This is a genomic window from Phytohabitans houttuyneae (genome assembly GCF_011764425.1).
GTDB lineage: Bacteria > Actinomycetota > Actinomycetes > Mycobacteriales > Micromonosporaceae > Phytohabitans > Phytohabitans houttuyneae.
Genome location: NZ_BLPF01000001.1, coordinates 74,751 through 99,984 on the forward strand (window position 1 = coordinate 74,751; position 25,234 = coordinate 99,984).

A 25,234-nucleotide genomic window follows, 5' to 3' on the forward strand; every position below is an offset into this window, starting at 1 on the left:
GAAAGCCGTGAACCTCAACCTCGAGTACCACCGCTCGCCGATCCGCTACATCACCGCGCGGACCGCGACCGGCACCATCGCGACGGGCCGCGCGGCCGGCTGGTGGGCGGCGAACATGTCGCCCGTCCGGCTCGTCAACCGCCCCGAGCCGCGCCTGCCCGGCCCCGGTTGGACGCGGGTCAAGCCGCTGCTGTCCGGCATCTGCGGCTCCGACCTGGGACTGCTGACCGGCCGCAACTCGCCGTACCTCAGCGCTTTGATCTCCTTGCCCTTCACACCGGGTCACGAGGTCGTCGGCGAGACCCTGGACGCGCTGCCCGACCTGCCGAAGGGCAGCCGCGTCGTGCTCGACCCGGTGCTGGGCTGCGTGCCCCGCGACGTCAAGCTCTGCCCGGGCTGCGCGGCCGGCGAGCACAGCCGGTGCGACCACATCACCTCCGGGCGGGTCTCGGCGGCGCTGCAGACCGGCTTCTGCGCGGACACCGGCGGCGGCTGGAGCCGGATGTTCGTGGCGCACGCCAGCCAGCTGCACAAGGTGCCGGACGAGCTCGACGACGAGCGGGCCGTGCTCGTCGAGCCGCTGGCCACCGCGGTCCACTCGGTGCGCCGCGTGCCGATCCCGGACGGCGCGAGCGTGCTGGTCGTCGGCGCCGGCACGGTGGGGCTGTTCACCACGCTCGCGCTGCGCGAGTACACGAAGGCCGGCCCGATCTACGTGATCGCGCGCTACGGCCACCAGCGCGAGCGGGCGCGCGAGATGGGCGCCACCGAGGTGCTCTCCTCGGACCGGGCGGCGCGGGCGCTGCGCCGGGCGACGGGCGGCTTCCTGGCCCGGCCCGAGCAGGGCGCCGAGTTCCTGCTCGGCGGCACCGACATCGCCTTCGACTGCACGGCCGGCTCGGGCCTGGACACCGCGCTGCGGGTGGTCCGGGCCGGCGGTACCGTGCTGCTGTCCGGAATGCCCAACGCCAGCGTCGACCTCACGCCGGCCTGGTTCCGTGAGCTCAACATCGTCGGGGCGTACGCCTCGGGTGGCAACGACTTCCCGGACGCGATGGCGCTCGCCAAGTCCGCGCCGCTGAACGGCTACGTCGACGCCGTGTATCCGCTGTCCCGTTGGCGGGACGCGATCGGGCACGCCAGCTCCGCGGGGCGGCTCGGCTCGATCAAGGTGGCGTTCGACCCGACCAAGGATCAATAGGGGGACCCTCGATATGAGTAGGCCTGGTTTCGTGCTGGAAGTCGATGAGAGGACTCCAGCGCTGCTGATGCACGAGGGCGAGGGGTTCCGCCTGGAAAAGCTGCCGCTGGGCAGCCGCGTCATCTATCCGCCGGAGTCGCTGCCGGGCATGCGCGACGTCGACGGTGAGATCCGCCGCGCGCTGGACAACCCGCTCGGCCGCGAGCCGCTGCGGGAGCTGCTGTTCGCCGGCATGAAGCTGACGATCGTCTTCGACGACCTGTCGATCCCGCTGCCGCCGATGCGCACGCCCGACATCCGCCAGCGGGTGATCGAGCAGGTGCTGGAGCTGGCCGCGGCCAAGGGCGTCGACGACGTCGAGCTGATCGCCGGCAACGCGCTGCACCGCCGCATGACGCCGGCCGAGCTCAAGCGGACGGTCGGCGAGCGCGTCTACCGCTCCTTCTTCCCGCGCCACCTGCGCAACCACGACGCCGAGGACAAGGCCAACCTTGTCGAGATCGGACACACCAAGCACGGCGAGGTCGTCGAGATCAACCGGCGGGCGGCCGAGAGCGACCTCATCGTGTACGTCAACGTGTCGCTCACCGCGATGAGCGGCGGCCCGAAGTCGGTGTCGGTGGGGCTCGCCTCGTACCGCAGCCTCAAGCACCACCACAACGTGCACACGCTGCGGCACTCGCGCTCGTTCAACGACCCGCCGAACTCGGCCATGCACCACTCCTACGACCGCATGGCCGGCCTGCTCGGCGACAATCTCAAGATCTTCCAGATCGAGACGACGCTCAACAACGACACGTTCCCCTCGCAGGTGGGCTTCCTGAACAAGCGCGAGTGGGAGTGGACGCTCAAGGACCAGGCGGCGTACCTGGCGGTGAAGCGGGCCAACGACCTCGCCCCGCCGAAGCGGCGGCGTCAGCTGTGGCACAAGACCGCCTCGCCGTACGGCGTCACGTCGGTCACCGCGGGAGACCCGATCCAGGTGCACGAGGTGACGATGCGCAACGTGCTGCGGCAGCAGCTGACCGAAGTGGACGGTCCGGCGGACATCGGGATCTGGGGCCTGCCGTACATCTGCCCGTACAACGTCAACTCGATCATGAACCCGATCCTGGTGATGTCGCTCGGGCTCGGCTACTTCTTCAACCTGTACCGCAACCAGCCGATCGTCCGCCCCGGCGGCGTGGCCATCTACTACCACCCGGTGCGCAACGAGTTCCACCCCGTGCACCACCCCAGCTACATCGACTTCTTCGAAGAGGTGCTCGCCGAGACCACCGACCCGGTGGCGATCGAGACGAAGTTCGAGGAGCAGTTCGCCACCGACCCGTGGTACATCCACCTGTACCGCAACAGCTACGCCTACCACGGCGTACACCCGCTCTACATGTGGTACTGGGGCGCGCACGCGCTGGAGCACCTCGGCGACGTCATCTTCGTCGGTGGTGACCGCAAGACCACGGCGCGCATGGGCTTCCGCTCCGCGTCCACTTTGGATGACGCGCTGGAGATGGCCCGCGAGCGGGTGGGCAGCTCGCCGACGATCAACTACCTGCACGCCCCGCCGCTGACGATGGCGGACGTACGGTGAAGGGGTTCTCTTCATGGGCCTGATGAAGGACATCCGCACCCTCACCGGCGGCCGTGACTGGCGCGGCCGCTCGCGCACCCCGCGGTCCGCGGTCGCGCACGAGCCGCCGGAGCCGCCGCGCGAGTTCCCGACCGGCTGGGCGCGCACCCAGGCGGCGCAGACCGCGCGTCGGGCGCTGCAGCGCGGGGTGCTGACCCCGCTGACGTGGAGCCAGACCCGCCCGGAGATCCAGGGACGCGACCGGCTGGCCGCGCTCAAGGGGCCGGTGGTGTTCGTGGCCAACCACAGCAGCCACCTGGACACCCCGCTGATCCTCGGCTCGCTCCCCCGCCACCTGGGCGAACGCGTCGCGGTCGGCGCGGCGGCCGACTACTTCTTCGACGCCCGCCTGCGCGCGGTCGTGACGGCCCTGGTCTTCAACGCCTTCCCGGTCGAACGCCACCGCTCGCGCCGCCTGCGCAGCCTGGCGCCGATGCTGCTGGCCCGCGGGTGGAGCCTGCTGCTCTTCCCGGAGGGCACCCGCAGCGAGGACGGCTGGATGTCGCCGCTCCGGCTGGGCGCGGCACACCTCTGCGTGACCCAGGGCGTGCCGATGGTCCCGATCGGCCTGCGCGGCACGTACGCGGCGATGCCCCGCGGCCGCAACTGGCCCATCCCGGGCCGCGCCCGCGTGGTCGTCCGGTACGGCACGCCGCTGCACCCGCAGGCCGGCGAGGGCGCCCGCGCGTTCAACGCCCGCATGGCCGACTCGATCGCCCAGCTGTGGGCCGAGGAGGAGCTCGGCTGGTACGGCTCGCTGCGCGCCCAGGCCAAGGGCGAGCTCGCGCTGCCGAGCGGCCAGCAGTATCCCGCCGGCTCGTGGCGCCGCACCTGGGAGTCGACGCGCCCCCTCGGCGACCGCGCGCCACGGCCCGCCTGGGACGACTGAAGGACCCAAAACCCAAGAGCCGGATCCGGGCTACCGCGACGTCCGCGGTGGTCCGGACCGCTGCTCCCGCGGCCTCACCCTCCGCCCCGGTCAACCACCCAGCCCACGCCGCCGGCCACGACCCCGTCGATCCGCCCCATCGTGGTACCTGCCCGCCGCACGAACCATGGCCGACGCCGCTGGCAGCATGATCACTATGCGGAGCGGCCGCGCGACGGCATGCCAACGCTCCGACGGTGTCAGAGAGCGGCGACAGGCCAGGAGGCAGATCGAGATCTTGGTGAGTTGGCGTTGCCATTTCGCGCTAACTTGCCAAGATCTGCGCGAGCTGGCCCCGCGCGCTGTGTCCAACCCGCGCCCGCCCACGGATCCCTTGACCGGCGTCACCAGCAGGCGCCACCAGCCTATCGTGGTACCTGGCTGCACCTTTAGGCGCAGTAAGTACCACGACCACCAGGTCGCCTCCCCGATCAAGGAACCTACGACCGTGCCCGCGGAGCGGGACGGGCGGACGGGCGCCGGGCGGGATGGGCTTGGCGGGCGGACCCGGCAGCGGAGGTCGGGGAACTCGGCGAGCCCTGGCGAGCCGCCGACCTCCGCGGTGCCCGCGGGAGCATGCGGTCCGCAGCTGGCGCGGACGCGGGCAGATATGTCCTCAAAGGGCGAGCAGCCGCTCGATCCGCGGGGCGTCGGCGGTGCGGAGCCGGACCTCCACGCGGCCGGAGCGGGATGGGTTGGTCGTGCCCGCGTCGTACGCGAAGAGGATGCGGTCGGGGCGGTCGGCGCGCGCCTCGATCGTGGCCCGCACCGGGTCGGCGAGTGGCACGTCGATGTGGCGGAAGCGGCCGGCCCAGACCAGGAGGCGGTCGGTGCTGATGGCGACGGCGCCGGACACCGCCTGCTTGCGCCAGTTGGCGCGCTGGCCCGGGGCGCGGAAGTGGCGGTACGTGACCGAGCCGGACAGGCCCTCCGCCAGCAGGACGAGGCCGTTGGCCGTGAGGTCGGCGCGGAGCTGGTCGGGCAGGCGGCCGGGGCCGAGGACGAGGCGGAGGAACGGGTTCACACCGCCGACCCTAGGGGCCGCCCGCTACCGGCGTCAGTCGCGGCGGAAGATCACCACGAGCACGCGGAGGATGAGCACGACGGCGACGACCAGCAGGCCGTAGCCGAGCAGCGGGAAGAGGCCCAGGCTGTCGCTCAGCTCGGGGCCCTTGCCCATGCCGAGCAGGAGTACCGCCATCACGCCGGCCGCCGCCCCGATGACGGTCAGCAGCGAGCGGTGCAGCAGGCCGGTCACCAGCAGGCGGTCCTGGTCGTCGGCGAAGAGGCGCACGTTCACGCGCAGCCGCCCCTGTTCGAGTGCCTCGCCGATCCGGTCGACGCGCCGGGGCAGGCGGCGCAGCACCGGCAGCAGCGCGGCGAGCTCCTCCTCCAGCGTGCCGGGCAGGCGGTCGGGCGCGAGCGCCTCGGCGATGCGCCGCCCGCCGGCCGAGCGCGCGTAGCCGACGAGGTCGAAGCCGGGCATCAGCAGCCCCAGCGTGCCCTCGAGCGTGGCGAAGGCGCGGAACACGGCGGCGACCGGCGGTGGCACGCCCAGCCCGTACGAGGTGAATGTGCGCAGCAGGCCGGCGACGGCGGTGGCGCCGGCTGTGCTGCCGGGGGCGGCGTACCGGACGATCAGCGCGCCCAGTGCCCGCTGCAGCTCGCGTTCGTCCACTGTGTCCGGACGGTCGACGAGCTGCAGGAGGGCGTCGCTGACCGCCACCGAGTCGCCCCGCCCCAGCGCGCCGAGCAGCTGACCGATCGCCACGCGGGTCGCGGTGTCGAGGCGCCCCACCGAGCCGAGGTCGAGCATGCCGAGCGCGCCGTCGTCGGCGACGAGCAGGTTGCCCGGGTGCAGGTCCACATGGAACAGTCCGTGCACCAGCACCTGGTCCAGCATCGTGTCGAGCAGCCCGGCGGCGATCGCGGCGCGGCGTTCGTCGCCGAGCCGTTCGAGCAGGGGCGCGGCGGCGCCGAGCGGCGTGCCCGGCAGGCGCTGCATCACCAGGACCCGCTCGGAGCTGAGCGCAGGGTACGGCACCGGCACGCCGACGCCCCGGTCCGGCGAGGCGGCCAGGACCGCGGCCATGGCCTGGAGGTTGTCCCGCTCGACGGTGAAGTCCAGCTCCTCCCGCAGCGCCTCGGCGAACCCGCCGACCAGCCGCCGCGCGCCGAAGGAACGGCTCCACGCGGTGCGCGCTTCGAGGGTCCGCGCGAGTCGCTCCAGGATGTCGAGGTCGCGCTCGACGACCGCGGCGACACCCGGGCGCCGTACCTTGACCACGACCTCGGTGCCGTCCGGCAGCCGGGCCGCGTGCACCTGCGCGACCGAGGCGGCGGCGAGCGGCTCGGGGTCGATCCACGCGAACGCCTCGTCGACCGGCCGCCCCAGCTCGGCCGCGAGCACGCCGGCCACCTCGTCCCACGGCACCGGCGCCACCCGGTCCTGCAGCGTGGTGAGCTCGTCGACGAACTCCGCCGGCAGCATGTCCCGCCGCGTGGACAGCTGCTGGCCGAGCTTGACGAACGTCATGCCGCCCTCGTCGAGCGCCATCCGCAGCGACCGGCCGAGCCGCCGCCGGGAGGCGGCCGACCCGGGGCCGGGCCCGCCCCGTTCGCGCAGGAACCGTCCCAGCCCGTGCCGCAGCGCGATCCGCGTGATCGTCCAGTAGCGGCGCACTCGGGCCACCCGCCGTCCCGCGCCCCGCCACAGCTCCAGCGGGCCGGGCAGCGAGCCGGTCGGCAGCAGCACCTCCAGGATCACCAGCGCCACCATCGCCAGCAGCGCCGCGATGACGATCGACACGGCCGAGAGCAGGATCGCCTCGCCGCCGCCGACGGTCGCGGGGTCCGGTGGCGCGAACCCCTGGATGATCGGCGGGGTGAGGAAGAGCACGAGGACGGCGGCCAGGATCGTGCGCACGGGGCCGAGCCGCACCCCCAGCAGCCGCCGGATGACGACCGCGAGCAACCACACGGTCACGGCCATCGTGGGCACGAACACAATCACCGAGATCGTCGTCTCCACGGTCACCGACGATATCCGCCCGCGAGGCCGGCGCCCGGCATCGCAAGGGAGTGCTTACACCTCGATGGCGCCGCCGATGTGCCGGAGGTGGTCGCGGAGGGTCCAGTCGGGCTGGGTGGCGCGCCGCTCCAGGAACTCGGCGAACCGCAGCTGGCCGCGCAGCGTCTCGCCGGCGCGGATGCGGTCGGCCTGAGCGCGCTCGGTGTCGCGGATCCGCTCGGCGTGGTCGAGCACCTCCGGCAGGCGCGTGAGGGGCACGAAGAGCACGCCGTCCTCGTCGCCGAAGACGAGGTCGTCGCGGGTGACCCGCCACGGCCCGACCTGGGCCGACTCCAGCGCGCCGTCCGGGCGGGGGTCGAGGCGGAGCGGGCCGGTCGGCAGGGAGCCGAGGCTGAAGACCGGCAGGCCGATCGCGCGTACGTCGGCGGTGTCGCGGTGCAGGCCCCAGATGACCGCGCCGGCGAGGCCCGCGGTCTTGGCCTCCAGCACCGCCAGGTCGCCGACGCAGCTCTCGTCGAGGCGGCCGCCGTTGTCCACGACAAGCACGTCGCCCGGCGCGGCCGACTCGTACGCCTCCAGGAACACGTCCACGCTGCCCACGTGCCGCACCGGCGCGACGCGCCCGGCGACCCGGTCGCCGGGCACGACCGCGCGCAGGCCGGCGGGGCCGCAGCGGACCGGCACACCGGCGCGGATGCAGCCGTCCGCCACGTGTGCCGTGGTCAGGGCAGAGAACCGGGGATCCATCACAGCTCCTTCGTAAACCAGTGGTGCGCGTACGGCTCGTCGTTGAAGGCGGGCACCTCCCGGTAGCCGGCGGACCGGTACAGGGCGATCGCCTCGGTCAGGGCGCGGTTGGTCTCCAGGCGCAGCGTGCCGACCCCGCGGGCGCGCGCGGTCGCCTCCAGCTCGGCCAGCAGCCGCCGGCCCAGGCCGAGGCCGCGTACGGACGGGGCGACCCACATCCGCTTCACCGCCGCCCACGAATCGTGCACGCGCAGCGCGGCGCAGCCGACCGGCTCGGTGTGGAGGGTGGCCACCAGCAGCAGCGCGCCGTCGGCCGGGATGCTGCGGGACGGGTCGAAGCCGGTGTCGAAGCGGGCGGCGAGCTCGGCCACGTACGCCGCGACGCACGCGCGGGCCTCGGGCGCCTGGGGGTCGGTCTCCGCCACGCGGACCATCGACGCGACGAGGAGGCGCTCGACCTCACCCATCGCGGCCACCAGCCGGCCGCGCTGCGCCTCGTCGAGCGGGGTGAGGATGTCGGTGGCGAGATCGTCGGAACGGCGGTCGAGCTCGTCCCGCTCGGCGGCGCCGGCCGGGGTCAGCCGGACCGTGCGGACCCGCCCGTCGTCCGCGGCGGTGACCTCGACGAGCCCGTCGGCGCGCAGGGCGGCGAGCAGGCGGCTCAGGTAGCCGGAGTCCAGGTCGAGCCGGGCCCGCAGCGCGCGGACCTCGCTCCCCCCGTCGCCGACCTCCCAGAGCACGCGGCACTGGCCGAGCGGGCGGCCGCGGGCGAGGTAGGCGTCGTCGAGCGCGCCGATCCGCTGGGTGACGGTGCGGTTGAAGCGCCGCACCCGCTCCACCAGCGAGGAGTCCATTCTCTGACCTTAGTCAGAGAATCCTGCGAAAAGCCAGAGGCAGCTGTCTTCCCGGGTCCGCGTCAGCTGCGGACCGCCGCTCCCGCCGGAGACCGCGCAGGCCGGCGGCTCGCAGCGCTCGCCGAAACCCCCGGCCTCCGCTGCCACGCCCGCGCGGCAAGACCGCGACCACCCGATCTACGGCGTCGGGTCTTCGCGGGGTCGCGGTGGCCGCTGCACCGGAAGGGTCGGCCGGCGGCGGCGCAGCCACCACCACTCGGCGAGGACGGCGAGCAGCAGGAGCGCGCCGGTGGCGACGGTCAACCAGCGGCCCAGGTCGTGGCCGCGCGGCGCGTACCTGAAGTGCACGGTGTGCGCACCCGCCGGCACCGCCACCGCCGCCAGGCCGTGGTCGGCGCGGACCAGGTCGGCCGCCTTGCCGTCGACGGTCACCTGCCACGTCGGCTGGATCGCGTCGGCGAGCACCAGGTAGCCGGCGCCCTCCGCCTCGACCGCCACCTCCATGTCGTCGAAGCCGTCCTGCACCCACCGCACCTGCGCCGGCTGGCCGGTCGCGGCCGGGCCGTCGCGGTCGAGCAGCACCTCGTCCGGCGCGACGGTGCCGGCGGCGAGGCGCTCGAGCCGGCGTTCGCCGGAGGGCTCCACCGTGGCGTGCGACGCCCACCGCACGCGGGGCATGGCGCGGGTCCGCTCGTAGATGACCGCCTTGTCCGCGTAGACAAGCCGCAGGCCGTCGTCGGCCGGGGCCACGACGGACAGCGCCGGCTTGCCCGCGCGACCGGCCACCGCCATCGCCGGCCCGTCGCGGAGGGTGATCTCCGCGGTCAGCGGGCCGCGCGCGCCCTCGCCGGCCACCGGGATGAAGAACGGCTTGCCCGCGGCGATGCCGCGGTCGTAGCGCTCGGCCTCCGCGACGACGGTGCCGGCCGCGTCCTTCACGACGATCCCGATCCGGGTACGGCGCGTCTGGCGGATGCCCGGCGTGACCGGCGTGACGGCGATGGCGCGCAGCGGGCCGCCACCCGGCACGGCGACGCTCACCGCCTGTCCGGGCTGCAGGCGCACCTCACCGCCGTCGCCCGCGTCCACCCGCTGCGTGCCGTACGGCACGAGCTGCGGCGGCGTCACGTAGTGGGTCACGCTCACCCGGTCAAGGATGGGGCTGGTCGGCGGGTTTCCGCCTTCGAGCGGCTCGGTGCGCAGGTACGTGGCGGGCTTGGGCGGCGGGCTGAACTGCCGCCCCGGCATCGCCTCCAGCAGCTCGCCGAACCGCTCGTCCACAAAGGAGTGTCCGTGCAGCGCGCGCAGCTTGTGCTGCATGTGTATGCCGCCGAACAGCGCGTTGTTGCTGCCGAACCACCGCTCGTGCCCCAGGTGCCCGGCCAGGTACGTGTGCACCCCGGTCACCGGGTAGAAGGTCTCCCGCTCGGTGCGCGGGTAGTACGGCCGTACCCAGATCAGGGCCTGGACCGCGATGAGCATCGGGATGAGCGCGGCGACCGCCACCCGGAAGGTGACCCGCCGCGGGCCCCACCACAGCAGCATGGCGCACGCCACGGCGACCCCGACGAACGCCAGCCCCTGCAGCACCTCCTCGTTGAGCTGGCCGACGTAGTGGCCGCCACGCATGGAGACGCGGTCCCGGTTGGCGTCGTACGCGAACTGGCGCCCCGCGAGGTAGACGGCGACGCCGCCCGCGGCGACCACCGCCCACACGGCCACGCCGTAGAGCTTGCGGGCGTGCGCGGTGGCTTCGCGGCGGCGGCGCAGCAGCACCTCGAAGCCGACCGCGGCGAGCATCGCGACGAGGAAGCCGAAGATGCTCCGGGCCCGCTCGACGGAGTTGTCGGAGAAGAGGTAGGGCAGCTTCTGCAGCAGCCACAGCAGCGGCCCGCCGCTGAAGACCACGATGCCCCAGAAAAGCGTGGCGCCGACGAGGAACGGCCACGTGGCCCGCGGCAGCACCGCGCGGCCGGAACGGGCCAGCGCGATCGCGGCGACGGCGAGCACGAGGACGGCCGCACCGACGTACGAGACCTCCTCCAGGAAGATCCGCACGTGGTAGTAGTTCGGCGGGTTGGCCGGGTCGGTGGTGCCGAACGCGTACGGCGCGATCGTGGTCAGCAGCAGGTCGAACGGGATGTGCTGGTCCGAGGTCTGCTCCCGGCCGCGCACGAGCACCGTGGACATCACGCTCGCCCACGGCACGAGCTGGGCCGCCACGAGCAGCACGCCGGCGACCACGCCACCGGCGGCGAGCGAGAGCGTGGCCGCTATCCGGCGCGGGGCGCCCGGATTCTCCGCCAGCGCGCGCACGACGAGGTAGAACGCGCCGGTGAACAGCGCGTACCCGGTGATGGCCGGAAAGCCGCCGAGCAGCAGCGCCGCCACCACCAGCGCGACGAGCGCCAGCTCGCGGACGCGGCGATGTCGCACCACCCGCTCCAGCGCCCAGAAGAGCGCCGGGATGAACGCGGCCACCCGCGACTGCGGCCAGTTGGTCCACACCACCATGAACGCGCTCGTGGCGTACGCGAGGCCGCCGACGAGCGCCGCCGCCCGGCCCAGGCGCAGCAGCCGTAAGAACAGGTACGCCCCGCCGACCGCCACCAGGATCTCGAGCAGCTTGACGAACGCGGGTGCCAGCCACGCCGGCAGGAACCAGAACGGCAGCGCCACCGGAGAGGCCAGCCCCGGGTTTGTCGTACCGGCGAGCGGCGTACCGCCCATCACGTACGGGTTCCACGACGGGTACTCGCCGTCACGCACCGCGTCGCCGAACAGTCCAGCGGTGGGGATCGCGCCGTCGACGGTGTCGCCGAGGTCGAGCGTCTGCTGCCCGATGTCGCGGAACTGCCCGTCCGTGTACGGGCTGACGTGGTTGAGCAACCCCGTCTCGACGAGCGACGTGCGCCCCCACAGCGGCGAGCCGATGCCGAGCACCGCGAACGCGGCGATGGCGACCACGACCGCGCACACGACCGGATCGGGGAGGCGCCGCCACCAGCGCGCCGGGCGGTCAGGCGGCGGGGCGGACGGGGTGTCGGTGCGCTCGACAGCGCCAATCGTGGTGGTGGCCATGTCGGCCGGGACGCTATCACGTCAAGCTGTACCGGCAGGTCCCGCCGGGCCGCCCGCTAACCGGTCGTGAGCGGCGTGGATTCGACGGCGGGCGGGGCGCTGCCCTCGGTGTCGTCGCCCGGCGGGCTGGGCTCGCCGGCACCGCCGCCCTCGCTCTCGCTCGTCTCCGGCGCGTCGGGCGAAGTGGTCTGCTCGTTCGACGGCGGCGGGGCCTCCTCGCTCTCCTCCGGCCCGCTCGTGCCCTCCCCGCCCGTCGGCGCCTGGCTCGGCGTCGCGCCGCCGCCGGTGTTGCGCGGGCGGTCCGGCTGCTCCTGCCCGGCCGGCTGGCTCGTGGAGCTGCCCGGCGTCGCGGAAGGCGCGGTCGTGGTGCCGCCGTCGGCCGGCGGGTTGTTGCCGTCCGGCAGGAAGAGCACAAGCGCCAGCAGGACGAGCAGGCCGGCGCCGGCGACCACGCCCGCGATGGTCGCGTTCCGGCGCTTGTTGCCGCCGCCGGCCGGCCGCAGTGGCCGCAGTGCGCCCGTCTCCCGCAGCGGGACGGGTGCGACCGGCACCGTGGCCCGCCCGCCGCCGGTACGCCCGTTGGCGCCCACGGCCATCGGCGCGGTCGCCTCCGGGTCGTCACCGGGCACCATCTCCGCCGTCGACTCCAGCCCGCCCGCACCGACCGCGGACAGCGCCGCCGCGGCGAACGAGGCGCCGCCGCGGTACCGGTCGGCCGGGTCCTTCTCCAGAGCGCGGAGCACGACCGCGCGCACCGCCGGCGGTACGTCAGCGGGCAGCTCGGGCGGCGGCGTGTCCAGGTGCATCATCGCGATCGCGACCGGGTTGTCCCCCATGAACGGCGGGTGCCCGGCCAGCGCGTGGTACGCGACCGCGCCCAGCGCGTACACGTCGGTGGCCGCCGAGACGGGCTGCTGGCGGGCCTGCTCGGGAGCCATGTAGAGCGCGGTGCCGAGCACGGCCGCGTTGGTGCCGGTGACGCTGGTGACGGCCGCCGACCGGGCCACGCCGAAGTCCAGCAGCACCACGCTCCCGTTCGGCCGCAGCAGCAGGTTGCTGGGCTTCACGTCGCGGTGGACGATGCCGCCCTCGTGCACCGCGTCGAGCGCGCGGGCCGCCTCGGACACGATCCGCATGGTTTCGGCGGCGGGCAGCCGCTCCTCGCGGGCCAGCCGTTCGGACAGCGGCTCGCCGTCGACGAACTCCATCACCAGGTACGTGGCGCGGGTGCCCTCGGGCAGCTCGCAGTCGCCACGGTCGTACACCTGTACGACGCCGGGATGGCGCACGGCGGCGAGCATCCGCGACTCGGCGAGGAAGCGCGCCCCGAAGCCGGGGTCGGCGGAAAGGCTGGGCAGCAGCACCTTGACCGCGACGGTGCGGCCAAGGGCGAGGTCGGTGGCCCGCCACACGTCGCCCATCCCACCGGTGGCGACGCGCTCCTCGAGGCGGTATCGGTCGTCGAGGGACACTCCGGAACGCAGCACGGTCCCCTCCCTACCCAGAACCGGCGACATCCATCCATGGCGAATGGTCTTCGACTCCGCGCCGGCAACAGCTCACCGCTCAGCAACGCGGTCACCAGTCCCTTCCAGGACTGCTGAACTCAGGCGCGGCGCCACCGCTCCGGGTCGGCGAGCAGCTCGTTCATCGACCCGGAGCGGAACGGCTCCACCGCCACCTCGGCCCCGTCGAAGCCGGCCGCCCGGATCGCCGCGTGCAGGGCGGCGTCATGGCGCGCGGCATCCACGAGGTGCGGGTCGACTTCGAGACGCGCGGTCGCGCCGAGGTCCCGTACCCGGACATTATGGACGTGATGGGCGGCGAGCAAGCGGCGCGCGGCGGCCTCCGCGCGCTCCACCCGGGCCAGCCGGGCCGGTGTGATCGAAACGCCGTAGGCGATGCGGCTGGACAGGCACGCGGCGGCGGGCTTGTCCGCGGTCCGCAGGTCCCAGGCCCGCGCGACGGCGCGGACCGCCGCCTTGTCCAAACCAAGATCAGCCAATGGGGTACGCGCGCCGCGCTCGGCCGCCGCCCGGATGCCGGGCCGGAAGCCCGCGGCGATGTCGGAGGCGTTCGTGCCGGTGGCCACCTCGTCGAACCCATGCTCCGCCGCCACCCGCCGCGCGGTGTCCAGCAGCGTGCTCTTGCAGAAGTAGCAGCGGCGCGGCCCGTTTTCCCGGTAGCCCGCCACGTCCATCTCGCGCGTCTCCACCGCGTAGTGCGTGACGCCCAGCCGCGCGCAGAACTCTGCCGCCTCGGCCACCTCCGCCCCGGCACCGCGGGCGAGACCGCCGTGACGGCCGCCACGCCGCCGGGGCCCAGCGCACGCGCCGCGGCGGCCAGGACCACGCTGGAGTCGACGCCGCCGGAGAACGCCACCAGCGTCCGGCCGTATCCTGCGATTTCGGTGACCAGGCGGTCGGAGGGCAGCATGACTGAACGGTACCCAACGGGGAGCGGAGCGGAGATCGCGGATCTCGGTTTCGCCCGCCTCGACCTGCAGCGCGCCGCGCGCACCGGCGACCCGGAGGTGGTCTTCGGCCGGGGCAAGACGCCGTCGCAGGTGGTCGCGGCGCTGGCCGCGCTGCACGAGGCGCACCCCGAGGGAGCCGTGCTCGCCACCCGCCTCGACGATGACGCGCTCGCCCTGTGCCGGGCCGAGCTGCCCGACGCCGACCTGGACGAGGTGGCCCGGACGGCGGTGCTGGGCAAGCCGCGCACCTCCCAGGGCCGGGTCGCGGTCGTCGGCGCCGGCACGGCCGACCTGCCGGTCGTCCGCGAGTGCGTCACGACGGTACGCGTCTTCGGCGCCGACCCCGACCTGATCGTCGACGTGGGCGTCGCCGGCTTGCACCGCCTGCTCGCCCAGCGCGACCGCATCGACTCGGCCGACGTGGTCGTCGCCGTGGCCGGCATGGAGGCCGCTCTCCCCTCGGTGATCGGCGGCCTGACGGGCGCGCCACTGATCGCGGTGCCCACGAGCGTCGGGTACGGCTGGCACCTGGACGGCCTCACCGCCTGGCTGGCAACGCTCAACAGCTGCGCGCCCGGCGTGCTGACCGTCAACGTCGACAACGGCTTCGGCGCCGGCGTGGCCGCCGCCCGAATCGCCCGGCGCGCCCGGTGAGCGCCGCACGTGTCTTGTGGGTCGACGCCTCCAACGGCGCGGCCGGCGACATGCTGCTTGCCGCGCTGCTCGACGCGGGCGCCTCGCTCGACACCGTGCGCGCCGGCCTGGCGCGCCTCGGCGTGCCGGTGGCCGTCGACGTGACCGCGGTACGCCGCCACGGCTTCCGCGCCGCGCACGTGCGGGTGGACGCGCCGGAGACGGATGTCCACCGTGGACTGTCCGATGTGCTCGCCGTGCTCTCCCGCCTGGATGGGCCGGCACACGACTTCGCGGCCGGCGTCTTCACCCGGCTCGCCGAGGCGGAGGCGCGCGTACACGGCTCCACGGTGGACGAGGTGCACTTCCACGAGGTCGGCGCGCTCGACGCGATCGCCGACGTGGCGGGCTGCGCGCTGGCCCTGCACGACCTGGGCCTGCTGGACGCCCCGTCCCGCGTGGTGTCGCCGGTCGCGGTCGGCTCCGGCACGGTACGCACCGCGCACGGCCCGCTGCCCGTACCCGCGCCCGCCGTCGTCGAGCTCCTGACCGCCGCCGGCGCCCCGCTGGCCGCGCACACCGCCACGATGGAGCTGTGCACGCCCACCGGCGCCGCGCTGCTGACGGCGCTGGCCACGGCGTGGGGCCCGCCGCCGGCGATGACCCCGTCGGCGGTGGGCGTGGGCGCCGGTACCGCCGACCCGCCCGGCCACGCCAACGTGCTCCGCGTGCTCGCCGGCACCACCGCCGCACAGGCCGCCGCGGACTGGCAGGAGGGCGAGCTCTTCCAGGTCGAGGCCACAGTGGACGACCTCGACCCGCGGGTGTGGCCGGACCTGCTGGAGGAGCTGCGGTCGGTGGGCGCCGCGGACGCCTGGTGCGTACCCGCCCTGATGCGCAAGGGCCGCCCCGGCCAGGTGCTGACCGTGCTCGTGGACGCCGCCCGCCTGGACCTCGCCTGCCGCGTGGTCTACACCTGGACGACGACGCTCGGCGTCCGCGTCCACCCGGTGCGCCGCCGCGCCCTGCGCCGCGACTCGGTGACGGTCGAGGTGACCGGCGGCGCGGTGCGGGTCAAGCGCGCCTTCCTGGGCGCGGAGGTGGTGACGGCGCAGCCCGAGTACGACGACGCGCTGGCCGCCGCACGCACCGCCGGCGTGCCGGTCACGGCGGTCATCGACGCGGCCCGCGCCGCCGCTTCCCCGCAAGCCCCCGAGCCTGGCCCACGACACTGAGGAGAAGCGCCGTGACGGCAACGGACACGTACGAGCGGTTCATCGCGCTCCTGGACGAGCACGGCGCGCGGTACCGGCTCATCGAGCACGCGCCCGAGGGACGCACCGAGCTGGTGAGCAAGCTACGCGGCAACACCCTTGCCGCGGCCGCCAAATGCCTGGTCATCATGGTGAAGCTGGGCAAGAAGACCACCCGGTACGTCCTCGCCGTCGTGCCCGGCGACGCCAAAGTGGACATCGCCGCGGTGCGCGACCTGCTCGGCGGCACGTACGCGTCGTTCGCCTCGGCGGACAAGGCGGAGGCGCTCGCGGGCAGCGCCAGCGGCACGATCCTGCCGGTGAGCTTCCACCCCGACCTGGAGCTGATCGTGGACCCGGGCCTGGTCACCCACCCGGAGATCTTCTTCAACGCGGCCCGCCTGGACCGGTCGGTCGCCCTGGCCACCGACGACTACCTCCGCGTCGCCAACCCCCGCCTCACCCCGATCGCCGCCTGATCAGCTCTTGCCAGACGATCATCACGCAGAGTAACGTCAACACTACCTGCCGCTGACCAGACAAGCTCCCAGCCCTGGGAGGCAGCAGTGTTTCGCGAATCCAGCGCCCTGGCGGCCGTCGCCGTCCTGATCGCCGCCGCCGGGTGCAACCAGTCGCCGGACCAGCCGGCGGGCCAGGCCGCGCCGCCCACACAGACCGCGCCGGCGGCACCGCCCCCGGCGTCGACCGCACCGGCGGCGCCCCCGAGCTCGGCCGCGCCGGCGCCGCCCGCCCAGCCCGTGCCGCCACAGGTCGTGCCGGTGCCCGTACCGGTGCCGGTGCCGCATCCGGTGCCGTACGCGGTGCCGGAGGGGTACGCCCCGCTCGGGCAGCTCGCCACCGTCACCCAGGAGGCCAACCTGCGGGCCGAGCCCAACACGACGTCCACGGTGCTGGCCGAGCTGCCCGCCGGCAGCACTGTCGACGTGTTGTGCTGGGTGACCGGCGAGCCGACGTTCGGCACCGACAAGTACGGGTCGATGTGGCTCAGCGTCTCCACCGGCGGCTTTGTCCACTCGCACCTGACAAGCCCGGTGGACGTAGCCGCCTGCTGAGCGCGGGCCGGGCGCGACTCCCCGCCGCGAGCGGCGAAAAGCCGCGCCCGGCGGCGCAAACCTGGAGTGCTTTCGGGTCGAGGTGGGCGATCCGTCCACAATCGAGCGGGGTGGTCGCCGTTGCCTGATGCCGATCAAGAAAGCTGACAGATCCGCCGGAGTCGGCCGCCCGGGCGATCTGGGCGACCGCAGGGGTGAACAACGGTCTGGACCACACTGGGTCCTTGACCGGCATCAACAAGCGCCCCCATAGAGCAGATCGTGGTCGTTTGCTGCCCCTGTAGGGGCAGCAAACGACCACGATCTCAACGGCACCCAGGGGATGAGCTCGCCCACCGCGGAGGGTGAGGCCGCGGGAGCATTGGTCTCTAGTAGCCGTACCTCGACTTCAGGTGCCGCCACCAGTCACGGAACATCCACCGGTCGAACTCGGTGATCTGCGACGCGCTGCCCGCCTTCATGATGAACCCCTGCCCCGGCAGCGGGTCCCAGTCGTAGAAGTCGTCCAGGCCGTACGTGTGTCCGAGTTCGTGCAGGAAGATGTGGATGTTCTCGGAGTTGCGGGCGTTCACGAAGTACTCGCGACCCATCCGCTGGCCCCAGTCACCGCCCGCACCGCCGCCGAAGCCGTCGGTCAGCCACAGCGAGTGGTCGTAGTGGCGGGACGCGCCGCCTGGGCAGTTGGGGTAGTTGCCGCTCTGGTTGAAGAAGCGGCCGCACGGCTCCGAGCACTGTGGAGCGTTTTCGCGGATGTTGTTGACGTAGATGTCGACCGAGCTGTCCGTCCACTGTAGCTGGTTGCGGTCACGCACCGCCCAGCCGACGACGTTCACCGGCACGTCCGTGTACGGCCAGTTGTTGTGGCCGACCATCACGTCCATCCACTTCTTGTACTGCCGCTTCAGCGCCGCGTGGATCTCGTCCCGCAGCTGCGCCGACACGGTCGCCGACGAGTCCCACCGCACGCAGTAGTTGATGTAACCGCGGTTGGCGAACAGCTGGTCCCAGCCGTAGTTGCGGAACCCGTACAGGTTGCCGTTGTTGTACGTCTGCTCCTGGTGCGTCCACACCGCGTTGAGCGGCTGCACCAGGTTGGACGGTGGGTTCCACCCGCTGCTCGGCGGCGCCGTGGTGACCGGCGGCGCGGTGGTGGCGGGCGGCGTCGTCGGCGGCCGCGTCGTGGGCGGGGCGGTCGTGGGGGTGCCCGGCGAGCCGGTGCACGCCACACCGTTCAGCGAAAACGCCGTCGGGTTCGTGTTCGTGGTGCTGAACTGGCCGTTGAACCCGAACGCCGCCGAGCCGTTGGTGCCCATCGCACCGTTCCAGCTCACGTTCGTCGCGGTGACCGCGGCGCCGCTCTGGGTGACCGACGCGTTCCACGCCTGCGCCACCGACTGCCCGGTCGGGAACGACCAGGTGAGGCGCCACCCGTTGACGGGGTCGCCGAGGTTGCTGATCGCCACGTTCGCCGTGAAGCCGCCGCTCCACTGGGATGTGACGGTGTAGTTCACCCGGCAGGCGACCGCCGCTTCGGCCGCCGTCGCCACCAGCAGACCGCCGGCGAGCGACGCCACGACGGCGCCGGACGTCAGGACTGCACGTCTCATCATGCTCCTTCGCATGTTCGTGCGACCTCGCCCGGCGACCGCTACATAGTTTGATGCCCATACATAATTGCCCGGTGCTATCGTGCCGTCAACGATCGGAGTGAATATGTTTAGACCTCGATGGCTTGCGGGCCTGGTGGCGATGGCTGCCGCCGTCCCGCTCGCCGCGGCGGCTCCAGCGAGGGCCGCCGTTCCCCTCGACCAGATAACCGTCTCCACCACGCAGGTCGCCTTCGGTCTGCAGCGCCCCACCGCGATTGCCGGCATCGACAGCGGCCGCCTCCTCATCACCGAGAAGGTCGGCACCGTGCGGCTGTACGATCCCACCTCCGGCCTCGCGACGGCGCCCGTCCTCGACATCGGCTCGAAAGTCGATGTATCCGGCAACGAGCGCGGCCTGCTCGGCATCGCGCCGGCGCCCGACTTCGCGACAAGCCAGACGGTGTACGTGGCGTACACCGCCCTCCCCGACGGCACCCTCACCCTCTCGCGGGTCCGCCTCGGCAACGCGGCCAGCGAGCAGGTACTGCTGACCCAGGCGCACAGCGAGTTCTCCAACCACAACGGCGGCCAGGTGGCGTTCGGCGGCGACGGCTACCTCTACTGGAGCCTCGGCGACGGCGGCGCGGCCGACGACGTGCTCGCCAGCGGCCAGAACCTCGGCACGCTGCTCGGCAAGATCGTGCGGCTGGACGTGAGCCGGACCTGCGGCACCCAGCCGTACTGCGTGCCGGCCGACAACCCGTTCGTCGGCCGGGCCGGCGCCCGCCCGGAGATCTGGACGTGGGGCCTGCGCAACCCGTGGCGCTTCTCGTTCGACACCCGCCCCGGCGGCGACAACTCGCTGTGGATCGCCGACGTCGGCCAGGGCACGTGGGAGGAGGTCGACCACCTCGGCGCGGCACAGGGCGGCGCCAACCTCGGCTGGTCCTGCCGCGAGGGCCGCGTGGTCTTCAACGCCGAGCGGTGCATCGCCGGCGAAACGTACGTCGACCCGGTGCACGTCCACCAGACCTCGGTCGACGGCTGCGCGGTCATCGGCGGCTTCGTGTACCGCGGCGCCCAGTTCGCGGACATCGCCGGCGGCACCTACTTCCACACCGACTACTGCTCGGCGTCCGTGTGGGGCATCCGCAAGATGGCCGACGGCAGCCACCAGAGCCTCAAGCTGACCACGCTCGACATCGTGCAGCCGACCAGCCTGGGCGTCGACTCCAACGGCGAGCTGTACCTCGTCAACGACCTGCCCGGCCAGCTGCACAAGATCTCGTTCGGCCGCGTGGCGCCGCCGGTCGCGTGCCGCGTCACGTACGACACGCAGGTCTGGGGCACCGGCTTCCGGGCCACCGTCAAGCTCACCAACACCGGCACGGAGCCGGTGAACGGCTGGACCGTCGGCTGGGCCTTCCCCGGCGCCCAGCGGGTCGGCAGCGCCTGGAACGCGAGCATCACGCAGAGCGGCGCCACCGTCTCCGCGCGGAACGCGAGCTGGAACGGCGCCATCGCACCCGGCGCGACGGTCGAGTTCGGCTTCCTGGGCACGCCGGGCGGAGCTCAGCCCGCACCCGCCGCGTTCACGCTCAACGGCAACGCCTGCGGGTAGAAAAGTCCGGCGGCCGGGCCCATGGTCCCGAGCCCGGCCGCCGGGCCCCTCGGCTAAGCCCCGGCCGTGTCCAGGCGGGCCAGCTGCGCCTCGTCGAGCTTGACGTCGAGCGCCGGCAGCGCCGCCTCGAACTGCGCGACCGTGCGCGGCCCGAGCAGCGTCACCATGGCCGGGTCCGTCTGGTGCAGCAGCCACGCGATCACCAGCTGGTTGGGCGTGACACCCAGCTCCCCCGCCAGCTCGGTGAGCACCGCGAGCCGCGCCTCGGCGTCCGGCCCCTCGTACGCACCCATCATGTCGTGGCCGCGCCGCTTCTCCGGGTCGTCGTAGATGCCCTTCAGGATCGGCGAGTACGCCACGAGCGTCACGTCGCGGTTGGCCCGCAGGAAGTCCATCTGCTCGTCGTCCACGATGGACGCGTGCGACAGGCCCGCCCGCCGCCGCAGGTAGCTGTGCTGCTGCTGCAGCGCGACCGGCGCCACCCAGCCGTTGCGCTCGGCCACCTGCCGCACCCGCTCCAGCCGCCAGGTGCGCACGTTGGACCAGCCGATGTAGCGCACCTTGCCCGCCCGCACCACCTCGTCCAGCGCCTCGAGCGTCTCTTCGATCGGCGTGTCGCGGTCGTCGACGTGCACGTAGTACAGGTCGATGTGGTCGATCCCGAGCCGCCGCAGGCTGTCGTCCACCGCGCGGCGCAGGGTGTCGCCGCCGGCACCCTCGTACTCCTTGCTCACGACCTCCCACCCCGCGCCGCGCACCTCCTCGGCACGCTCGACCCACGCGCTGCCCTTGGTGGCGAGGAAGACGTCATCACGCCGGCCGCGCTTGGCAAACCAGCGGCCCAGCAGCGCCTCGCTCTCACCACCCCGGTCACCGGGGCCGGTCCACCACGCGTAGCAGTTGGCCGTGTCGACGAAGCTCCCGCCCGCGGCGAGGTACCTGTCGAGAATCTCGAACGAGTCGGCCTCATTGGTGCGCGTCCCCATGAGCATCGCGCCCAGGGCGAGCTGGCTGACCCGCTCGCCCGTGTTTCCGAGTGCAACGGTATCCATGCCGAAGACCGTAGAAGTTAGAGCGCACACGAAGTCAAAACCATCCCGACCAAGATTTACCCCGGTCCGCGCCAGTCACCGGCCGCACGCTCCCGCGGGCACCGCTCCGGCCGGCGGCTCGCCAGGGCTCGCCGACTTCCCCGACCTCCGCTGCCAAGTCCGCCCCACAAGCCCTCTCGCACCCGCACCGATACGCGATCACCACTTCCGGACACGCCCCACCGCTCCAGCACCCGTGCCCGATCCTGCCCTCAATCCGCAGCGCGATCCCAGCCCTCCGTTCTCGCGTGATCGTGGTCTCCAGAGCAACAAATCGCCCAAAACGGCTATTCAGACCGTGCTCACGTCTGCTGAGCCCACGATCACGCGCGACGGCCGTGGGGGATGCAGCCGAGCCCGGGCGGCCCGGTGAGCAGGCAGCGACCACAGGCTCCCACCTGACGCCCGGAGCGCCCTCACTGTCCATCATGGTCAGGACCGTTACTGCCGCAACCATGCTCCACGCGGGGCGGCAAGCTGGCCCCGTCACCGGACCGAATTCCGCACCTGGCGGCACCGGTTGATCTTCGACTCGGACTGCGGGCCAGATAGGTGCGAACATCCTCCCCCGCGCCCTCGCCAGCCGACTCCAACAGATCTCGGCGAGTCAGCGTCCTCGACTCTCGGAGTTGGGATTGCTTCCCGTCCGACAGCGTCCGGTGTCTTCCCATCTCGCGATGTCCGCGCCGTCTGGCACCGTCGTCGCGGTCTGTGACTGTCGATCGGTTGGGGTCCGGTGAGCTTCGAGATCTTGGTGAGTTAGCGCCGCCATTTCGACGCTAACTTGCCAAGATCTGCCGGAGCGGGCTCCCAATTGAGCTGGGCGACCACGGAAGGTGAGGCGGCGACCGCGGCACAGCGGCAGCTCACATCCAACTCGGCGTCGGACTTCAAGAGCGCTCACCTGACCGCGAAAAGGCTCCAGACGACGAAACCCGGAAAGTCGACGCGTCGAAATGGCGCACTTACTCACCAAGATCTGCATCTTGCTTGGCTTCCGGGGGCGGCGCCCGCGTCGACGCCCACTGTGGACGGCTTCGGGCGCGGGCGATCGGCGCGGGGTTCGCCAAGCGCGGAGGGTGAGGCCGCGGGAGCAACGGTCCGGACCACCGCGGACATCGCGGCAGCTCGCCTCAAAAGGTCTTAAAGGGCGCGCCGCAACCAGTCCTCGACGCCGGCGACGTGCACGGTGGCCCAGGAGCGGGCCAGCTCGGGCTGGCGGGACGCGATCGCCTCCAGGATCGCGGCGTGCTGCTCGCGGGTCTTCGCGACCGCGCCCTCCTGGGTCAGGCCGCGCCAGATGCGGGCGCGGGTGGTCGGCCCGGAGAGGCTGTCGATGAGCGAGCAGAGCACGTTGTTGCCGGAGCCGGCGGCGATGCGGCGGTGAAACTCCAGGTCGTTGGCGACCAGCGCGTCGATCGTCGGGTCTTCGCCGAGCTCGGCCAGCACCGTACGCAGGCCGTCCACCTCGGCGTCGGTCATGCGCTGGGCGGCCAGGGCCGTGGCGGACGGTTCGAGGATCCGCCGCACCTCGAAGAACTCCAGCACCGTGTCGTCGCGGTGGAAGTCGACCACGAAGCTCAGCGCGTCGAGCAGGAGGCCGGGCGCGAGGCTCGTCACGTACGTGCCGTCGCCCTGGCGCACGTCCAGCACGCGGATCAGTGAAAGCGCCTTGACCGCCTCGCGCAGCGAGTTGCGCGACAGGCCCAGCCGCTCGGCGAGGTCGGCCTCGCGCGGCAACCGGTCGCCGGGGCGCATCTCGCCCGACACGATCATGCCTTTGATCTTTTCGATCGCCTCGTCGGTGACCGCCATATGTCGCCTCCTCCGGGGCTACGGTCGTAGATCGTACGTCCGGAGGGCCGTTCCGCCGAACACCGCGTCCCGCTCGGCCGGTGACAGCGGCGGCAGCGCGTCGGCCAGCGCGTCCTTGACCCGCTCGTAGGAGGCGGCGAGCAGGCACACCGGCCAGTCCGAGCCGAACATCACCCGATCGGGTCCGAAGGCGTCCACCGCCACCGCCACGTACGGGCAGAGGTCTCCCACCGTCCACGCGCTCCAGTCGGCCTCGGTGACCAGGCCGGAGAGCTTCGCGGTCACGTTGGGGTGTGCGGCGAGGGCGGCCAGCGGGCCGCGCCACCGCGCGAAGCCGGCGGCGCCCTCCACGATCGGCGGCTTGCCGAGGTGGTCGAGCACGAGGCTGACCTCCGGCAGGTCGCCGGCGAGGCGGGCCGCCGCGGTGAGCTGGTCCGCCCGCAGCACCAGGTCGAAGGGGAGTCCGGCAGCCGCGATGGTACGCAGCCCGCGGCGCACCCCGGCCCGGTCCAGGTAACCCGGGTCCGACTCCCCCTGCACCTGCGCCCGGATGCCGGCCAGCCGCTCGCCGCCGGGCAGTGCGCGGTAGCCGGCGATCGTGTCGGCGAGCGCCGGGTCCTCCGGGTCGGCCCACGCGACCACGCCGGCGATGAGCGGCGAGGTCCGCGCGTACCCGAGCAGCAGCTCGGCCTCGGCGGTGTCGCAGCGCCCGCCCTCGACCAGCACGGTGCGGGCCACGCCGCTGCCCTCGACCGCGGCGGCCAGGTCGCCGGGGCCGAACGTGTGGCGGATCGGTGCCAGCGCGGGCTCGTCCAGCCACGTGTACCCCTGGTCGGCGCCCCAGAGGTGGTGGTGCGCGTCCACGACCGTCATGCCACACCGCCCGGCACCGGTGCGTCGGGGCGGAGCAGGCCCTCGGCGACGAGGTCGGCCCACAGCTCCTTCGGCGGCGGGTCGGCGTCGGCGAGGGCGGCGTTGCGGCGCACCTGGTCGGGGTCCTGCGCCCCCACCACGACGCACGCCACCGCGGGGTGCGCGGCCGCGAAGGCGATGGCCGCGGCCGGCAGCGACGTGCCGTGCCGCGCGCAGACGGCGGCGAGCGCGCGGGCGCGGTCGAGCACAGTGGACGGAGCGGCCTCGTACTCGTACGGCAGGCCCTCGTGCGGCCGGTCCTCGGCGAGCAGCCCGCTGTTGAAGACGCCGGCGATCACCGCGCCCACCCCGCGCCGCTCGCACTCCGGCAGCAGCGTGTCGAGGGCCGGCTGTTCGAGCAGCGTGTACCGGCCGGCGATCATCACGAAGTCGACGTCGGTGTCGCGGGCGAAGCGATGCAGCGCGTCCCACCGCTTGCTGCCCACGCCGACCGCCCGCACCACGCCCTGGGCGCGCAGCTCGGCGAGGGCCGGGTACGCCTCGTCGAGGGCCGCCGGCATGTGGTCCTCGGGGTCGTGGACGAGCACGAGGTCCACCCAGTCGAGGCCGAGGCGGGCGAGGCTGCTGTCGAGCGTGCGGCGTACCCCGTCGGCGGTGAAGTCCCACACCCGGCGCTGGTCGGCGGGCACCGCGAAGCCCTCGCTGTCGCGGCGGCCGGCGCCTCCCGGGTCGGGCACGAGGCGGCGGCCGACCTTGGTGCTGAGCACGTACTCGGCGCGGGGGAAAGTGCGGACGGCGGCGCCCAGACGGCGCTCGGAGAGGCCGAGCCCGTAGTGCGGGGCGGTGTCGAAGTAGCGGACGCCTGCGTCCCAGGCGGCGGCGACGGTGCGGGCGGCGGTGGCGTCGTCGATCTCGTGGTAGAGGTTGCCGAGCTGGGCGCAGCCCAGGCCCAGCCGGCCGAGCGCGAGTGTCACGGCAGCTCCCAGACCAGCTTGATCCCCGAGTCGGTGCCGGAGTAGTCGTCCTCGACGTCGAGGAGCTCGGCCATGCGGGCCTGCCACGGCACGTTTGCCGGGTGGTCGCGGAGGGTGTCGCGCATCTTCCGGTAGTCCTCGACCTCGACCACGTGGAACAGGTCGCGGCCGTCGCGCCAGATCCGCCAGGTGTGGACGCCGGCCTCCCGCAGCGCGGCGTCGAGCTCCGCCGGGATCGTCGCGTGGACCTCCTCGTACTCGCTTTCCTTGCCCGCCTTCAGCCGGGTGTGGAGCGCAATACGTTGGAACGGCCGTCCGGTGGTGCCTGATGGTTCGCGCGCAAGATCGCTCACGGCGGATCCTC

21 protein-coding genes are annotated in these 25,234 nt (G+C 73.1%); 8 read left to right on the forward strand and 13 right to left on the reverse strand.

All coding sequences use genetic code 11. The annotated features are described in order from the left end of the window. Nucleotides 1-7: 7 nt before the first annotated feature. From Phou_RS00315 to Phou_RS00325, 3 genes are read left to right on the forward strand one after another with little or no spacing between them, the layout of a single operon-like run. Nucleotides 8-1,201 (forward strand): zinc-dependent alcohol dehydrogenase, encoded by a 1,194-nt coding sequence (locus tag Phou_RS00315; protein WP_173052473.1) that lies wholly within the window; start codon nucleotides 8-10, stop codon nucleotides 1,199-1,201. A gap of 31 nt (nucleotides 1,202-1,232) precedes the next feature. After that, a complete protein-coding gene (gene larAH, locus Phou_RS00320) occupies nucleotides 1,233-2,792 on the forward strand; it encodes an NPN-dependent hydroxyacid isomerase, LarAH14/15/16 family (RefSeq protein ID WP_218578554.1) in 1,560 nt (519 codons plus the stop codon). Between the two features lie 13 nt (nucleotides 2,793-2,805). After that, on the forward strand, nucleotides 2,806-3,720 hold the full coding sequence (locus Phou_RS00325) for a lysophospholipid acyltransferase family protein (RefSeq protein ID WP_173052477.1): 915 nt from the start codon (nucleotides 2,806-2,808) through the stop codon (nucleotides 3,718-3,720). Between the two features lie 655 nt (nucleotides 3,721-4,375). Here the strand turns inward: Phou_RS00325 and Phou_RS00330 are convergent. From Phou_RS00330 to larE, 7 genes are all read right to left on the reverse strand, one after another. Then, nucleotides 4,376-4,783: a hypothetical protein gene (locus Phou_RS00330; protein ID WP_173052480.1), complete on the reverse strand. Its 408-nt coding sequence runs from the start codon at nucleotides 4,781-4,783 to the stop codon at nucleotides 4,376-4,378. Between the two features lie 33 nt (nucleotides 4,784-4,816). Continuing rightward, entirely contained in the window at nucleotides 4,817-6,790 is a 1,974-nt protein-coding gene (locus tag Phou_RS00335; RefSeq protein WP_246273091.1) for an ABC1 kinase family protein, read from the reverse strand. 54 nt (nucleotides 6,791-6,844) lie between these two features. After that, nucleotides 6,845-7,537, reverse strand: a complete 693-nt coding sequence (locus Phou_RS00340) for an RraA family protein (protein ID WP_173052482.1) — start codon at nucleotides 7,535-7,537, stop codon at nucleotides 6,845-6,847. Continuing rightward, the gene (locus tag Phou_RS00345; protein WP_173052484.1) at nucleotides 7,537-8,391 is read right to left on the reverse strand and encodes a MarR family winged helix-turn-helix transcriptional regulator; all 855 of its coding nucleotides are present in this window, start codon (nucleotides 8,389-8,391) and stop codon (nucleotides 7,537-7,539) included. Before Phou_RS00345 ends, Phou_RS00340 begins: the two co-directional genes overlap by 1 nt. Before the next feature lie 177 nt (nucleotides 8,392-8,568). After that, on the reverse strand, nucleotides 8,569-11,472 hold the full coding sequence (locus Phou_RS00350; RefSeq protein WP_173052486.1) for a YfhO family protein: 2,904 nt from the start codon (nucleotides 11,470-11,472) through the stop codon (nucleotides 8,569-8,571). A gap of 56 nt (nucleotides 11,473-11,528) precedes the next feature. Next, nucleotides 11,529-12,959: a serine/threonine-protein kinase gene (locus tag Phou_RS50820; RefSeq protein ID WP_218578556.1), complete on the reverse strand. Its 1,431-nt coding sequence runs from the start codon at nucleotides 12,957-12,959 to the stop codon at nucleotides 11,529-11,531. A gap of 119 nt (nucleotides 12,960-13,078) precedes the next feature. Then, the gene (larE, locus tag Phou_RS00360) at nucleotides 13,079-13,738 is read right to left on the reverse strand and encodes an ATP-dependent sacrificial sulfur transferase LarE (RefSeq protein ID WP_218578558.1); all 660 of its coding nucleotides are present in this window, start codon (nucleotides 13,736-13,738) and stop codon (nucleotides 13,079-13,081) included. A gap of 168 nt (nucleotides 13,739-13,906) precedes the next feature. Here larE and larB point away from each other — a divergent pair, with 168 nt between their 5' ends. From larB to Phou_RS00380, 4 genes are all read left to right on the forward strand, one after another. Next, nucleotides 13,907-14,602 carry a nickel pincer cofactor biosynthesis protein LarB gene (gene larB / locus Phou_RS00365; RefSeq protein ID WP_173052489.1) on the forward strand — a complete coding sequence of 232 codons (696 nt, stop codon included), beginning with the start codon at nucleotides 13,907-13,909 and terminating at the stop codon, nucleotides 14,600-14,602. Continuing rightward, nucleotides 14,599-15,816: a nickel pincer cofactor biosynthesis protein LarC gene (larC, locus tag Phou_RS00370; protein WP_246273092.1), complete on the forward strand. Its 1,218-nt coding sequence runs from the start codon at nucleotides 14,599-14,601 to the stop codon at nucleotides 15,814-15,816. The genes larB and larC overlap by 4 nt, the downstream gene beginning before the upstream one ends. A gap of 11 nt (nucleotides 15,817-15,827) precedes the next feature. Next, nucleotides 15,828-16,313, forward strand: coding sequence for a YbaK/EbsC family protein (locus tag Phou_RS00375; RefSeq protein ID WP_173052491.1), 486 nt, complete (start codon nucleotides 15,828-15,830; stop codon nucleotides 16,311-16,313). Nucleotides 16,314-16,400: 87 nt separating this feature from the next. Further along, the gene (locus Phou_RS00380; RefSeq protein WP_173052493.1) at nucleotides 16,401-16,907 is read left to right on the forward strand and encodes an SH3 domain-containing protein; all 507 of its coding nucleotides are present in this window, start codon (nucleotides 16,401-16,403) and stop codon (nucleotides 16,905-16,907) included. A gap of 368 nt (nucleotides 16,908-17,275) precedes the next feature. Here Phou_RS00380 and Phou_RS00385 read toward each other — a convergent pair whose 3' ends face one another. Continuing rightward, nucleotides 17,276-18,514, reverse strand: coding sequence for a cellulose-binding domain-containing protein (locus Phou_RS00385; protein ID WP_173052495.1), 1,239 nt, complete (start codon nucleotides 18,512-18,514; stop codon nucleotides 17,276-17,278). 142 nt (nucleotides 18,515-18,656) lie between these two features. On the opposite strand from Phou_RS00385, the gene Phou_RS00390 reads away from it, so the two are divergent. Continuing rightward, the gene (locus tag Phou_RS00390; RefSeq protein WP_218578568.1) at nucleotides 18,657-20,117 is read left to right on the forward strand and encodes a PQQ-dependent sugar dehydrogenase; all 1,461 of its coding nucleotides are present in this window, start codon (nucleotides 18,657-18,659) and stop codon (nucleotides 20,115-20,117) included. 53 nt (nucleotides 20,118-20,170) lie between these two features. On the opposite strand, the gene Phou_RS00395 is transcribed toward Phou_RS00390, so the two are convergent. The 5 genes from Phou_RS00395 to Phou_RS00415 form a co-directional block, all read right to left on the reverse strand. Then, nucleotides 20,171-21,169, reverse strand: a complete 999-nt coding sequence (locus Phou_RS00395; RefSeq protein ID WP_173052499.1) for an aldo/keto reductase — start codon at nucleotides 21,167-21,169, stop codon at nucleotides 20,171-20,173. 1,182 nt (nucleotides 21,170-22,351) lie between these two features. After that, entirely contained in the window at nucleotides 22,352-23,023 is a 672-nt protein-coding gene (locus Phou_RS00400) for a FadR/GntR family transcriptional regulator (protein ID WP_173052501.1), read from the reverse strand. Between the two features lie 18 nt (nucleotides 23,024-23,041). Further along, nucleotides 23,042-23,896, reverse strand: coding sequence for an amidohydrolase family protein (locus tag Phou_RS00405; protein ID WP_173052503.1), 855 nt, complete (start codon nucleotides 23,894-23,896; stop codon nucleotides 23,042-23,044). Then, nucleotides 23,893-24,870 (reverse strand): aldo/keto reductase, encoded by a 978-nt coding sequence (locus Phou_RS00410; protein ID WP_173052505.1) that lies wholly within the window; start codon nucleotides 24,868-24,870, stop codon nucleotides 23,893-23,895. Before Phou_RS00410 ends, Phou_RS00405 begins: the two co-directional genes overlap by 4 nt. Next, nucleotides 24,867-25,223, reverse strand: a complete 357-nt coding sequence (locus Phou_RS00415; RefSeq protein WP_218578569.1) for an L-rhamnose mutarotase — start codon at nucleotides 25,221-25,223, stop codon at nucleotides 24,867-24,869. The genes Phou_RS00410 and Phou_RS00415 overlap by 4 nt, the downstream gene beginning before the upstream one ends. Nucleotides 25,224-25,234: the final 11 nt, after the last annotated feature.